Source organism: Raineya sp. (genome assembly GCF_053497555.1).
This window is the reverse complement of record NZ_JBRCWE010000030.1, coordinates 83,968-98,687: the sequence shown is the minus strand read 5'-3', so window position 1 is coordinate 98,687 and position 14,720 is coordinate 83,968. Positions and strand designations below refer to the sequence as shown.

Sequence of the window (14,720 nt, the reverse complement as noted above, 5' to 3'; positions counted from 1 at the left end):
TTCTATTCTATTCTATTCTATTCTACTCTATTCTACTTAATCAAGCGGTTTATGCTCAGGGAAATATAATTGGTGGAGTAGAGATAGATATTACAGATGCTCCTTGGCAAATATCAATTCAGAGAATACAACAAGGACAATGGTGTGGTGGTTCTATCATTAACAATGTATGGATACTCACTGCTGCACATTGTGTTCAGAATATTTCATTGAATGAACTATCAATCAAAGTTGGTATGACCAATCAGACTTTGCCCAGTCAACAACCTGTTCAAATCGCTCAAGTCATCATTCATCCTAATTACAATGCCAATTCTTTTGAGAATGATATTGCTTTAATAAGGCTACAAACACCTCTAATTTTTAATGAGGGAGTACAACCTATTCAGTACGCCAATCCCTGTAATTTGCCTCCCGAGTTGGTTGAAGAATTTGACATAGCTATGCTTACAGGTTGGGGAAGAAGTTGTAACAACTGTACTGCATCTAATGTTTTACGAAGGGTTGACATGCCGATTATATCTAATGCCAATGCTAATCAAATCATAAGCACCAGACCGGGTAGCACCCTAACAGTTACAGATAATATGATAGCATTCTATCAACCGGGTTCAGGGGCGGCACCAGGTGATAGCGGAGGTCCTGCGGTTGTATTCAATGGTACAACTCCCATTCTAATTGGTGCTTCAAGTTGGGGGTATTTTCCAAAAGACCAATATCCTACCATTTATACGCGTGTCATTAATTATGCTGAATGGATACGACAAAATACCAATATTCCATTCGGAACAGTTGTTAGTGCAATCTCTGGACCAAATATTGTCTGCTCAATACCTACTCAATACACTCTTACTTGCTTCCCGCCTAATGCTCAAATTTCGTATAGTGTTTCTTTTAATTTAAGTGCGACTATGATACAACCGGGTGTTCTGAGAGTATCTGCTCGGTTTCCTGGTAGTGCTTTCATAGAGTTTTATGTAAATGGAAATCTTGCGGCAAGAAAAGATGTGATGGCAGTAAAAGTAAGTAATTCTGATATAACTGGTCCTGCCAGTGTTTGTGGCACTCCTGCGACATTTTCGCTCGGAAATGTGCCTTCGGATATAGCTGTAACTTGGGAAACCTCGCCCAATGTATCGCCCTCCTCAGGTACAGGCACCACCGCAACGGTTTCCAGTATAGGTACAGGAGAGGCTTGGATAGAATTTACGTTGCAGCCTTGCGGGCAAAAAGTACGCAAGTATTTCAATAGCCTATCGCGTATAGAAGGCATACAAGGGAATAATGCAATATGCTCCACAGGAAGCAATATTTACGAAATAGAGGATTTTGTGGGGGCTAGCTATACTTGGACTAGCAGTGCCAATATCACGCTTACAAATCTTGCTCCTAATAGAGTAAGTGCCACTGGCACATCTCCTGGCGAAGGTTGGATACGCGTCGATGTGAGCGTAAGTAGCTTCTGCCATACAGAAAGCCGCTGGTTCAGGAAAAAGGTATGGGTAGGTTTACCTACCGCACCCGTAGTTACTCAGCCCGCAGGTGCTACGCCTATTGCCCCCGATACCTATGAATTTACTTTCTATCAGAGTCCTTGGGCAACGACTGAAACCATAAGGCTCAGGAGTTTGGGAGCAGAGAGATTGGTGTATACCCGCAGTCCTAATCCACCTAGTAATGGTCCTTCGGATTTACCTTCTGATTGGGCGGTGCTAACTTCTCTTTCACCCATAAATGGAGTGGGAGATATTCAGGTTAATCTCAACCGAATGGAGGTAGGCACTATCACCTATACCGTAATGGGACAAAACAACTGTAATACTCCTTTTGCAACTACTGCACCACAAACTACGGTTATTATTCATATTCTCCCGATGAGTGCATCGCAAAGAGTGTTTATTTATCCTAACCCAACCGATGAAAAGTTGCACTTGCAAGCTGAAAATTTGGGTAACATCAAATTTACGCTTTACAACAAATTCAATCAGAAAGTAGCTGAAGGCGAATTTGAAAACAGACAAACCCTTTCACTTAAACATTTACCACAAGATGTGTATTTCTTGCACTTACATTACCCTGATGGAAATATTGAAAGAAAGCAAATAGTACTAAACCGATAAAAGTGTAGAAAGCACCTCATTTCGCGGTAGCATCGCTCTTTGTGATGCTATCGCTTTTTTATCAAGGTTTGTGTATAGATTTTAGTAATGTGAGTATTGGAATTAAATATTTGATAAACAGAAAATTGGAAAAACAATGTGTCTATTTTGAAAAAGCAGAGTTAAACAATTGCCATAAAAATTCAAAATTTCACTCTTGCCTGTACTCTGAAATCGGAAAGTACGTTGCCTTGCACCTCCGAACTGCCTGAACCAATCTCATCTACATTGAGCAAGCGTGTGCGGGCATACCGAAACCAAAGGGTGTATTTTTTACTGAATTTGTATTCTAAAACTGCATATTGTCTTACGCCTCTGCCATTATAGGCGGGGAATGAAAAGCTATACAAAACATCATCTTCGTAGGCGTATTGGCGGTTATCATAGTTATCGGTATCAAACAACGCCCAACGCGTTTTTATTTTCCATTTCTCAAAGCTTAAATCTACATCTTGCATTAGGGTGTAGCCTTGTGAATATTGCCCGCCAAAACGCAAATCACTGAATTGCAGGCGAGAGCGAAAAGCAATAATTTTCTCGGCTTTATATTCAACATTAAAAACATAGTTTCGGCGGTTGCGGTCAGTGATAAAATCTATGGGGGTGGCGTTGTTGGGGTCGTTTTGTCCTTTTACTTCTTGTCTGACTTGTGCAAAAGCACTGATTTTCTTGGTGAAGGCATAACTGGCTCGCAAAAGATACTCGTATCCTTCCGAAGGAGCATCTACACGAAAACGAAGCCAAGGAAACTTAAATCTATCGTAATACGCTGCCAAAGCAAACTTTTTATTAGGTTGGAATTTTACGCCCCAATAAAATCCTTGTTCATTGATATTTCGGCTGCCTTCGCTTAGTGCCGAACCGAAAAAGCTATGAAAATTTTTATCAAAGTTACGATATTGAAAGGCAAAAGAAAGTTGCGGTGAAAGCACAGCTAAAACTCCTGCATTATAGCCCATTCCACCACTTTTGGAAATAGCCCATTCCCCGAAAAAATTGAAATTCTGAAAAACATAGTTGTAGTTGAAACCTACATTCCAATTGCTTTGTCCGTTGAACTCAAACTGATTGTAAGTAGTAGGATTGCGTTGGAGAGGTACGCTAAAACGCGTATGCAAGAAAGTAGTACCTACTTGTAAAGTTTGAGAAAGATTTTTGTAGCTGGTATTCACTCCCAAAACTCTTTCGCCAATTTGCCCACGACTATCAAATTCTCTTTGGGTGCGATGCAAACCTGTTTCTTGCAAACTGCTTACAAAAATCTCAGAACCTGTGTCGTCGTTATCCAAAGTATCGCGTGCTATGATGTTTCCACTACGGCGAGTGAAAGATACAAAAGGCATTACATCAATTTCACCTTTTTTATTTTTCATTAAGTTGTAAGTAGCCGCAAAGCCCCGAAAATAACCTGCTTCCAAAAGCGAAGTGAAAGGACGTATCCCGATATTGGCTCTCCGAATACCCAGCACTGTTTCTGCTCCTTTGCCGATATTAAAACCCGCCGCTAGTAGTATGCTTTGTCCAATTTGTAGCTGATAGTCGCCAAAGACAAGTTGTTTGAAACGACCTTTGTTTTCAAAATAAGCGTGGTAAGAAATGAAATCTACACCGTAGTATCGTTCTGCGGGCGACCACATCATAGGCTCACCCTCATCTTTTTCCAATGTAAAACCAAGACTGAAATCTTTGGTGTGGCTGGTACGAAAACGAGAGTACAGACGTGGTCTTGTTCCCAAATAACGCACACTACTACCTTCAGGGGCTGTGAAGCCGCGTTCTTTTTGCAGTTGCAAACCATAACGCAAAAGCAGATAGTTATTGTCTTCCTCTAAAATTCTACGCCAAATACTGCGAGTATCAGCATTTTCGGCAACATCAACCTCTACAAAAGGTAAAATTTTGTAAATAGTGGCTAAATCAAAGCCTTCTACCGACTGCAACTCATAAATGGAGAGGAGTTTGCCATTTTTTTGGATATGCTCCAAAAGGTTAGTAATCTGCACTTCATTCAGGATAAAAAGAGAGGTAAGTTCTTCACGGGAAGCCCGATTGAGGTCAAGAGGCTCAAGATAAAGCTGATAGAGGGCTTCGTAGAGGTCTTCATAATTGGTATCGCTATCTTGGTCTTGGACAGGGAATAGCTCCTCCACAAATTGCCTAATGTCTATTTCTTTGCGGGGGTATGTTTGTGCAAAAGCAAGAAAATGAAATAGGAAAAGCATCAGAGCTATTCCAAATTGCTTGAAATTAGAAATTTGCATATAGATAATGTTTTTGTCTTGCTTTGGTTGGGCTTTGTACAGCTACCAAGTTGGGTTGCATTGCAAGTTGCCTGAGCGTAGCTGAAGGCAACTTAAAAGAGCTACTTCACCAATACTTCCAAAAAGCCCAAATTTTTCGCTCTTTCAAATAATGGAGATTATATTCATTTTCGTAGGCTTCTCGTTCAAAACAGATATTCAAGTAGGCTTTGTAATGGTTGCGATAGCGAAGCAGATTGAAAGCATAATTGCTCAAATATAAAACATAAAACGGAAAAACCAAAAGCTCTTTTTGCTGTTGAAGATGAATTTCCTCGTGGTTCATCAGAAATTTATCTTTACGTAAGTGTTTGTTTTTGAGCAAGATAAAAGGGTACAAGGTGATGCCTTGTATATTTCTGAGAAAAGGGGCATAGAGAACTATCTTAAACATAAGAGGAATTGTAGTAAGCGTCAAGACAAATTTACACAAAAATCAGTGTATATCTCACATTTTTATTTGTCTTTTACGAGTTAGGTTTTTATTTTTGTAGCTAAACTCTTTCATTTTTTGCAATCTGTTATTAGTATGGCACAAGATAAAATTTTAGTGATTGGTTCGGCGGGGCAGTTAGGAACTGAACTGGTAGTGGCTCTGAAAGGGGTATATGGAGAGACGAATGTTATTTCTGCCGATGTACGCGAACCTGCTCAAATCCGCAAAGAGGATTTAGGACTTTTTGAAAAGTTAGATGTTTTGAGTGTTTCTCGGCTTACAGAAGTAGTTGAAAAACATAAAATTACACAAATTTATCATTTGGCGGCAATGCTTTCTGCCACAGGCGAAAAGCACCCTAAGCACGCTTGGCAGTTAAACATTCAAGGGCTTCTGAATGTGCTGGACTTGGCTGTTGAGAAAAAACTCCATAAAATTTATTTTCCAAGCACGATTGCAGTATTCGGACCTACTACTCCCAAAATCAATACGCCGCAATTTTGCTCTATGGAGCCTACTACGGTGTATGGTATTAGCAAACAAGCGGGCGAAGGTTGGTGTAATTATTATTTTCGCAAGCACGGTGTAGATGTACGCAGTTTGCGTTATCCGGGGCTGATTGGCTACAAGTCTATGCCCGGTGGAGGCACTACCGACTACGCCGTGGATATTTATCACAAAGCCTTGTATGCCAAGCACTACGAGTGTTTCCTTACCGAAAATACCTATTTGCCAATGATGTATATGGACGATGCCATTCGTGGAACCCTGGAACTTATGCACGCCGATAGTCATAAAATTAGCATACGAACTTCTTACAACATTTCGGCAATGAGTTTTTCACCCAAAGAAATTGCACAATCCATTCAAAAGCATATTCCCGATTTTAGCATTAGCTATAAGCCCGATTTTCGTCAGGCAATTGCCGAAAGCTGGCCTCAAAGTATAGACGATTCCTTTGCTCGTAACGATTGGGGCTGGAAACCCGAATACGACCTTGATAAAATGACCGAAGTAATGCTTAAAAACATTAAAATTGGCTTGGAAAAAGGAACTATCGTTTAAGTTACAAAATTTTATTCTGAACAAGTGCAAGGTACAAGAACACCTTGCATTTGTTTCTTTTTAGGTTGCAAAAATTCAGTTTTTTGAATGTGTGGGCTACATTGTATAGTTGATTTTACTTGCCAAGTTTCAGCAGAGAGCATTCAAAAAATGCTTCAATCTACTACGCACAGAGGTAAGGATAATACACAATATCAAACTTTGCAGGAAAATAAATTTCAAATTTTTTTAGGGCATAATCTTTTGCAAATCAACACCAATAGCCCTCTTGCTTTTCAACCTTTTTCAGATGAAAAACAATCTTGTTGGCTTATTTTCAATGGTGAAATTTACAATTTCAGGGAAATTGATAAAAAATTTTGCTTTGAAAATAAAAGTAAGTCCGATACTGAAACCTTGTGGCACTATTTGCAAAAAGTTTCAGAAAATCCTTCTTTGTGGGGTGAATTAGAGGGAATTTTTGCATTTATTTTTTACGATAGCCAAAGGGAAATCTTGCTTACGGCTCGTGATGAGTGGGGCGTAAAACCGCTTTATATGTACCAAGATAGCCAAAAGTGGCTTTTTGCTTCCGAGGTACAAAGTTTTTGGGCAAGCGGTCTGCTTACTGCCCAAATCCGTCAGGAGGCTATTACTGAATATCTGCTCTACAAATTTGCTTTGCCCCCCCATACTTTTTTTAAGCAAATTCACGCCCACCCCACTGCTTTGTGTATTCATTCGCTTCAATCTAATCAAAAAACAGAAATTGCATATCTGCTTAAAAAGGAAGGTTTTCAAACAAATTGGAACAAAAATTTTATTCTCAAACGAAGCGAAGAACTTTTAGAACAAGCTATTCACAATCAGGTACAAGGAACTTATCCTCCTGCTTTGCTTTTGAGTGGAGGTGTGGATTCTACACTTCTTTTGGCTTTGGCTCAAAAATTAGGCTATCAGTTGCCTGCATTTAGCTTTTGTACGAATGAAAAAAATTTTACCCAAGATGCCTTCTACATTCAAAAAGCACAAGAAATTTATGAGGTAAAAACGGAAAAAATTTGTATCAGTGACAAAGATGCAGAACTATTGTCCGAATTAGTTTGCCAAATGGATTACCCTGTGGCAGATAGTGCTTTTCTGGCAACATTTCTTTTGAGCAGAAAAGCCCACGAGCAAGGTTTTCGGGTGCTTTGGAGCGGAGCAGGAGCAGACGAACTCTTTGTGGGTTATCATAGGCATTGGGCTTTTTATTGGTATTTGATGATGCCTAAAAAATGGCTAAATGCTCAAAAAATCTTTGATTTTTTGCCTAAAAATCGTCTGCAAAGAAAGTTTTTTCAAAATCTTGATATTTCTACAACGCAAACTTTCCTGAACTTTGCTTCTTTGGATATTTTTCAGCCTAAAAAGCACCACTATTTTACAGAAATTACAAATTTGCAAGAGGCTTTGGATTGGGAAATGAAATATTACTTACCAGCTGATTTGCTCAAAATCAATGATTTTTGGGGTATGCGAAACACCCTTGAAATACGTGTGCCGTATTTAGATAAAAATTTAAGTGATTTTGCTCGTCAGATACCCGCCGAAATACGCTTAAAATACGGCAAAAAGTGGATTTTGAAAGAAATTTTACGAAAAAATAAAGGGAAAATTTTTACCACTCGCTCAAAAGAAGGTTTGGGAATACCTTTTGGAAATTGGCTTAGAAAAAATGAAAAAAAGTTTCTGTGGGCTTTTGCAGAGCAGAGCCCAAACCCTCTCTTTGAATTTGTATCACAGGAAAGGGTGAAGTTTTTACTTTACAATCATCAAAATGGTAAAGCAGATTACACAAGCGAATTGTTTGCTTTGTACGTGCTGGCAGAGTGGCTGAAAGGAAAATAATTATGCTTTCAGCTATTCACTTTCTTCTCCACTCATCAATTTTTTTAGAATTTCTTGTGCCGCTACGGCAATAATAGTGCCTGGACCGAAAACGCCTGCTACACCTGCATCGTACAAAAATTGATAGTCTTGCGGGGGAATAACGCCGCCCACAATAACCAAAATATCTTCTCTGCCAATTTTTTGGAGTTCAGCGATAAGTTGTGGTACCAGGGTTTTGTGTCCTGCGGCAAGAGAACTTACACCAATGATATGCACATCATTTTCGGCGGCTTGTCGGGCAACTTCATCAGGGGTTTGGAATAACGAGCCAATATCAACATCAAAGCCTAAATCTGCAAAGCTGGTAGCAATGACTTTGGCACCTCGGTCGTGTCCGTCCTGTCCCATTTTAGCAATCATAATGCGGGGGCGTCTGCCTTCTATTTCAGCAAATCGGTCAGCCATAGCTTGTGCTTCTCTGAAATGTTCATCATCAGAAATTTCAGAAGCATAAACTCCCGAAATAGAGCGAATGGTGGCTTTGTATCTGCCAAAAGCCTTTTCCATAGCATCGGAAATTTCGCCGAGTGTAGCTCGCAGTCTTGCGGCTTTTACGGCTAAATCCAACAAATTGCCTTTCCCCGATTTGGCACACTCTGTAATGGCATTCAGGGCTTGCTGAACAGCCTCGTTGTTTCTTTCTGCTTTTATTTTTTGCAATCTTTCAATTTGTTCGTTCCGAACAGCAGTGTTATCAATCTCTAAGACCTCAATATCTGTTTCTTTTTCCCATTCAAAGGCATTTACCCCTACTACAATTTCTTTGCCTGAATCAATACGGGCTTGTTTTTTGGCGGCGGCTTCTTCAATACGCATTTTGGGTAAGCCTGTTTCAATGGCTTTTGCCATTCCCCCCAAACTTTCTACTTCTTGGATAAGTTCCCAAGCCCTATGAGCAAGGTCGTGGGTGAGTTTTTCTACATAGTAAGAACCCGCCCAAGGGTCTACGGTCTGGCAAATGGCGGTTTCCTCTTGCAAAATAAGCTGTGTATTGCGAGCGATGCGAGCCGAAAAATCAGTAGGTAGGGCTATGGCTTCATCAAGCGAATTGGTATGTAAAGATTGTGTATGCCCCAAAGCGGCGGCAAGGGCTTCAATAGCCGTACGAGCTACATTATTGAAGGGGGCTTGTGCTGTAAGGCTATAGCCCGAAGTCTGGCAATGTGTGCGTAGAGCCATAGAAATAGGCTTTTTGGGATTAAATTGCTTTACAATTTTAGCCCAAAGCATTCTGCCTGCACGCATTTTGGCAATTTCCATAAAATAGTTCATTCCGATAGCCCAAAAAAACGAAAGACGAGGAGCAAAATCATCAATATCAAGTCCTGCTTTCAGTCCTGTACGAATATACTCCAAACCATCGGCAAGTGTGTAGGCTAATTCCAAGTCGGCGGTAGCTCCTGCTTCTTGCATATGATAGCCCGAAATACTAATGCTATTAAACTTGGGCATATTCTGGGACGTATAGGCAAAAATATCGCCAATGATACGCATACTGGGTTCGGGTGGGTAAATGTAGGTATTGCGTACCATAAATTCTTTGAGAATATCGTTTTGGATAGTACCTGAAAGTTGGGAAGCAGGCACACCTTGCTCTTCGGCGGCAACAATGTAGAAAGCCATTACTGGAATTACTGCCCCATTCATTGTCATAGAAACAGACATTTCGCCGAGAGGAATACCCTCAAAGAGAATTTTCATATCCTCAACGCTATCAATGGCAACGCCTGCTTTTCCTACATCACCTACTACGCGTGGGTGGTCGGAGTCGTAGCCGCGATGCGTGGCTAAATCGAAGGCAACCGATAGCCCTTTTTGTCCTGCGGCAAGATTGCGTCGGTAAAAAGCATTGGATTCTTTTGCAGTAGAAAAACCAGCGTATTGGCGGATAGTCCAAGGGCGTTGCAAGTACATTGTACTATACGGACCTCGCAAAAAAGGTGGTATGCCCGCCCCAAAATGCAAGTGTTCCGGTGCTTGCAAATCTGCTGGTGCGTAAATATCTTTTATTTCGATGTGTTCGGGTGTTTTCCAAGTTTTAGTAGGCTGAAAGTTTTGTTCAGAAACATTTTGCCAAAGACTTTCAAAACTGACTTTTGTCAAATCTACCATATTTGCCTTGATTGCGTTTTATTGATATTCTGATGTAAGTTGTATTTGTGTAACAAAGAAATTGTTATTAAGCCGCTTGTTGTATTACTCAACAATCATTTTCATACCCCGAATACCCATATCTACAACGGTTTCACCGAGGGTTGGTTCAAAATGTCCGTTACCATTGTCATCTTTCCATTCAAAACTTTTATTATTGGAAACAGATACCGTGATAACAATGTCTTTGTTTTCTCTGCCCGTGATTTGCAAAGGAGTATCAAACTTGGCAGTAACCACACAAGAGCCGGGTGGAATGGGCGAAGTTGCCGCAATAGGATTGGGAACGGTGGTGCCTGGGGCTTGTCCTTGCAATACCCCTGTAAGTGTTTCAAATGCCCAAAAGCCCTGCTTTTTGTTGGCATTTATGCTGATAGTCTGATTTTTCACTTTTACATCTTTGATGTAGGTATTATACCCTACAAAAGAAGCGACCGTACCTGTATAATCTGTTCCATTCACACGGAAAGTAATGTCATAGTTTTGATAAGCAAAAGAAATACGCAAATACTCGTAGGTTTGGGGTGTAATTTTATTCAAAGGCACAGAAAGATAGATTTCATCTTCTTTCTTGAAAATGCTTTTATCAAATTCAATGGCTGTTTCACCGCCCAAAGTAGTTTCGGGAGCGTGGTATAAAATAGTACCATTGCCTAATTGGGTAAGGGCATTGGGCGAAAGCTCAAAATAATGAGCCGTAAGCATATTGAAACGAGGCGATTGCCCTGCATTTCCTATGGGTATAGTGGTAGGATTACCGAAATTATCCAAACGCTCTTGATTAGGATTAAATTTGAACTTAAATACCAAATGGTATGGAGCGGCTGGGTCTTTCTTTTTACAAGCACCTAAAATACCAATTGCTAAAACGAAAAAAATGATTTTCTTTTTCATCAGATTTTGCTACATTTGCGTAAAGTTAGGAAATTTTTGCCTTATGAAAAAACATCTACTCGTATTTTGCTATTTGGGTTTTGCCTTACTGGCTTGCAAAAAGAAACAGCCCGAACCTACTACGTTGGATTTGCTTACTGCCCACGTTTGGATAAGCAAGCAAATTGAACTGAATGCGACACTTGCGGGTACGCCTGCATTTGCCGAAAATAGACAGACTGATTCCCTGGCTTTGGAATTTAAGCGAGAGGGAACAGCCATTTTTTATCAGCGAAACCCCACCAATGGCTCACTGACCGAAGTTTCAAGACAGGGTTATTCTTTGAGTAGCGATGAGAAAAAAATTGAATTTACCAATCCTATTCCTTTGCTTCCGCCTGATATGCAAGCCGCTATCGCCGCCGCTGGGGTGCAGATTCCTCGCAGTATTGATATTGAAAAAATCAGTCGTGATGAGCTGATTCTAAAAGGTAGCTTTCAGCAAAATGTTACGGTGCCGAATATTCCTTTCCCTGTACCATTAGCCGTAAATTACCGATTTAGCTTTACGAAATAATCATAGAGAACTTTTGGGTGAGTTTTCACGAACAAACTCACCCAAAAAGCTCTACCTTTGCTCCATCAAAGGAAGCAAATACCATAGTAGGGTGCGAATCTTGGTGAAAGATATTGCCTTGATAGTCAATAGCAATAGCCCCTGCAAAGCCGTCAAAAGTTGCTAATTCTTGAAAAGTTTTTTGAAAGGCTTGTTGAATAGACTGCCCATCGGTTACTCGGGTAACAATTTTGGTGGCAATGCCACCACTAACAATATCTTCGCCTACCCCTGTACAAGAAACTGCACAAAATTCATTGGCATAATTGCCTGCAATGGTGGCAGAGTCCGAAACGCGTCCTACCATTTCAAAGCCTTTACCACCTGTGGAAGTAGCGGCGGCAAGTTTGCCGTTATTATCCAAGGCTACACAGCCTACGGTGCCTGTTCCCAAGCTGGCTTTCTTGGCTTCGTAGTCGGCTCGGCGTTCGGGGGTTTCGGGGTTGAAGTAAGGGAAACCTTGCTTTTGGGCAAAAATATTTGCTCCTTCACCCGCCAAAACTCTATCATCAAATTGCATTAGTTTTTCGGCAACTAAAATAGGGTTCTGGATATTTTCAATATTGATAACCCCTGAAAATTTTTTGCTTACGCCGTCCATAAGTGAGGCACTCATTCGTATTTTGCCATCACTTTGGATTTGAGAGCCTAAACCTGCATTGAAAAGCGGTTCATCTTCCAAAAGTTTGGTTGCAAAAACTACGGTTTCCATTGCCGAATGGCTTTTCAGATACTCATAGCTTTGCAAAACAATTTTCTGCAAAGCCTCTTGTTTGGCTTTCTTGATAGCCTCTGTTTGTGAAAATTCGCTAAAAAAACCGCCGTGTATAATGATTTTCATAAGTTTTGACATTCAAAAACCTATGAGAAAATTGCTTGCTCATAGGTTTTTTGGTTTTAAGAGTTTGTTAAGATTTTATTTTACCACTAATTTTTTGTGTATTCGGGCATTTTCGCCAACGATTTGCAAATGATAAACCCCTTTTGGCAATTTGCCTACTTCAAAACTGATTTTACGCTGATAATTCACTGCTTTTTCGTCTTGCAATACACCCAAAGTATTGTAAAGAGAAACTTTATGAGGCATTTGCGAGAGTTTATCAAAATCTAACCAAACTACATTTTCCGCAGGATTGGGATATACTTTGATATGGCTTTGCCATTCATCTTCCAGAGCAGTAGGCAGAGGGGTAGTAGCTTGAGCTACATTGCTGTATGGTGAATGAATGTTAGGACCATTGAAAGCCCTCACACGATAGTAGTAAGTGGTATTACTGCTTACAGGAGCATCTATGAAAGTGGTAGAATTGGGGGCAAGTCCCGAACCACTAATTTCTGTAAAAGTAGTACCATCGGTAGAACGTTCTACTTTGTAACCTGCTTCATTGGTGGCGTTATCTACCCAAGTAAGATTGATTTGGGTAGGTGAAACAGCGGTTGCCACTAAATTGGTAGGGGCATTGATAAGCACCAAAGGTGCCGCAGAGGCAATATTGCTATAAGGGGAGTTGATACTACCATTGAAAGCTCGCACACGATAGAAATACAGTGTTCCCGATAGCAAGCCATTATCAGTGTAGGTGCTGGTATTGGCAGGAAGCGAAGCGGCAATTTCTGTAAAAGTAATGCCATCGGTGGAGCGTTCTACTTTGTAGCCTGTTTCATTGGTAGCATTATCTACCCAAGTAAGGTTAATTTGGGTAGTAGAGGCGGCAGTAGCTACCAGTGTAGTGGGTGCGGCAAGCACTACAAATGTAGTAGCATCTGCTACATTGCTATAAGGTGAATTGGTAGGACCTAAAAAGCACCTTACACGGTACCAGTATTGTGTATTTGAGGTAAGACCATTGTCCGAGAAAGAGTTGGTATTGGCAGGAAGTGAAGAGGCAATTTCTGTAAAAGTAATGCCATCAGTAGAGCGTTCTACCTTATAGCCTGCTTCGTTTATATCGTTATCCGTCCAAGTCAGATTGATACGTGTGGCAGATACGGCACTTGCTACCAAACTTGTAGGAGCATTCAGGGTTACGTTGGGGGTTGTTACGGAAGCCACATTGCTGTACGAGTTGAGCGAAGAGATATACGCATACACACGATAGTAATAAAGCGTAGCAGGTGCCACGGTATTATCGGTGTAAGAAGTAGTATTCGCAGGCAAATCGCCACCAATTTGTGTCCAAGTAATGCCATCGGGAGAGCGTTCTACACGATAGCCCCATTCGTTGGTGGCGTTATCAGTCCAGCTGAGATTTACTTGATTGAAAAAGGGAGCAGTAGCAGTAAGTCCCGTAGGAGCAGTGGGAGGGGTACTCACTGTAAGAATTCTGAAATCATCAATATAAATATGATTGCTCCAAACATCAGTAAGCCTTAATCTGAATTGCACGGAAGGGTTTCCGATGTAAGTGCTTATATCAATAAGTTCAGTACGCCATTGAGAGGTAGAAGTAGGTGTAAAGCAAGTAGTAGAAAACCAAGGCGTAACCGTTGCCAAAGGCTCACCAGACTTTGTCCAGATACTCGTATAAGTTGTTCCGCAGTTGGTAGAGGCTTCCAGTGTAAGAGTGGCAAAGCTACTTGCACTCCAAGCCTGATAAGCCACCTTAAACTCTACAAAGGCGGCGATATAGCCTACCAAGTTTACCCGAGGCGTATTGAAAAACAAGGCATTTGAGCCAATACTAGAAGAGCAAAGATTTCTCCACATACACTTTCCGCCCCCATAACCTACGCTGTTGTTTTGTTCCCAGTTGGCTGTACCTCCCGAATTGCTCACACTGAAACCCGCAGGTGGGAAAGTGCCTTCAAAATCTATCATAATGGGCGGATTGATACCCACAGAAACATTCAGAACTTTGGTGGTACTATTAGTAAGAATACCATTACTTACTTCCAAACGAATTATATAAACACCCGAGTTGTTGAAAGTAACCGTATGCGGACCTTGGGTGTTTGCTGTGCTTGGCGAAGCCCCTCCTAAGACGCCAAAATCAAAGTTCCAACTCCAAGAGTTGATAGCGGGAGTACTGATAGCAGTAGAGGCATCTGTGAAAGTTACGCTTTGCCCTACGCATATACTCGTAGAACTCATATTGAAATCAACAACAAGCATTTGTGCAAAAGCCCCTATTCCCAAAGCCCAAAAACAAACCGCAAGTAAAAGTTTTTTCATAAACTTACAATATTTAGTGTTTGCAAAAGTTCCGAAA

The 14,720-nt window shown here is 40.8% G+C and carries 10 protein-coding genes; 4 read left to right on the top strand and 6 right to left on the bottom strand.

Annotated features, from left to right (window positions below):
• Window positions 1-2,120: trypsin-like serine protease (locus tag ACWITO_RS03870; RefSeq protein WP_448528692.1), on the top strand; the 2,120-nt coding region annotated here is incomplete at its 5' end.
• Window positions 2,121-2,302: 182 nt separating this feature from the next.
• Here ACWITO_RS03870 and ACWITO_RS03865 read toward each other — a convergent pair.
• Complete coding sequence (locus ACWITO_RS03865; RefSeq protein ID WP_448528691.1) at window positions 2,303-4,420, bottom strand: ComEA family DNA-binding protein; 2,118 nt, start codon at window positions 4,418-4,420, stop codon at window positions 2,303-2,305.
• 106 nt (window positions 4,421-4,526) lie between these two features.
• Window positions 4,527-4,853 (bottom strand): hypothetical protein, encoded by a 327-nt coding sequence (locus ACWITO_RS03860; protein WP_448528690.1) that lies wholly within the window; start codon window positions 4,851-4,853, stop codon window positions 4,527-4,529.
• 135 nt (window positions 4,854-4,988) lie between these two features.
• On the opposite strand from ACWITO_RS03860, the gene ACWITO_RS03855 reads away from it, so the two are divergent.
• Together ACWITO_RS03855 and asnB are read left to right on the top strand one after the other, a co-directional pair.
• Window positions 4,989-5,960: an NAD-dependent epimerase/dehydratase family protein gene (locus ACWITO_RS03855; protein ID WP_448528695.1), complete on the top strand. Its 972-nt coding sequence runs from the start codon at window positions 4,989-4,991 to the stop codon at window positions 5,958-5,960.
• A gap of 87 nt (window positions 5,961-6,047) precedes the next feature.
• Window positions 6,048-7,829, top strand: coding sequence for an asparagine synthase (glutamine-hydrolyzing) (asnB, locus tag ACWITO_RS03850; RefSeq protein ID WP_448528689.1), 1,782 nt, complete (start codon window positions 6,048-6,050; stop codon window positions 7,827-7,829).
• Between the two features lie 12 nt (window positions 7,830-7,841).
• On the opposite strand, the gene scpA is transcribed toward asnB, so the two are convergent.
• Together scpA and ACWITO_RS03840 are read right to left on the bottom strand one after the other, a co-directional pair.
• On the bottom strand, window positions 7,842-9,983 hold the full coding sequence (gene scpA / locus ACWITO_RS03845) for a methylmalonyl-CoA mutase (protein WP_448528688.1): 2,142 nt from the start codon (window positions 9,981-9,983) through the stop codon (window positions 7,842-7,844).
• Window positions 9,984-10,067: 84 nt separating this feature from the next.
• Window positions 10,068-10,916 (bottom strand): hypothetical protein, encoded by an 849-nt coding sequence (locus ACWITO_RS03840; RefSeq protein ID WP_448528687.1) that lies wholly within the window; start codon window positions 10,914-10,916, stop codon window positions 10,068-10,070.
• Window positions 10,917-10,959: 43 nt separating this feature from the next.
• Here ACWITO_RS03840 and ACWITO_RS03835 point away from each other — a divergent pair, with 43 nt between their 5' ends.
• Window positions 10,960-11,472 (top strand): hypothetical protein, encoded by a 513-nt coding sequence (locus ACWITO_RS03835; protein WP_448528686.1) that lies wholly within the window; start codon window positions 10,960-10,962, stop codon window positions 11,470-11,472.
• Between the two features lie 37 nt (window positions 11,473-11,509).
• On the opposite strand, the gene ACWITO_RS03830 is transcribed toward ACWITO_RS03835, so the two are convergent.
• Together ACWITO_RS03830 and ACWITO_RS03825 are read right to left on the bottom strand one after the other, a co-directional pair.
• Window positions 11,510-12,352 (bottom strand): isoaspartyl peptidase/L-asparaginase, encoded by an 843-nt coding sequence (locus ACWITO_RS03830; RefSeq protein ID WP_448528685.1) that lies wholly within the window; start codon window positions 12,350-12,352, stop codon window positions 11,510-11,512.
• Between the two features lie 75 nt (window positions 12,353-12,427).
• Window positions 12,428-14,683 (bottom strand): fibronectin type III domain-containing protein, encoded by a 2,256-nt coding sequence (locus ACWITO_RS03825; protein WP_448528684.1) that lies wholly within the window; start codon window positions 14,681-14,683, stop codon window positions 12,428-12,430.
• Window positions 14,684-14,720 lie beyond the last annotated feature (37 nt).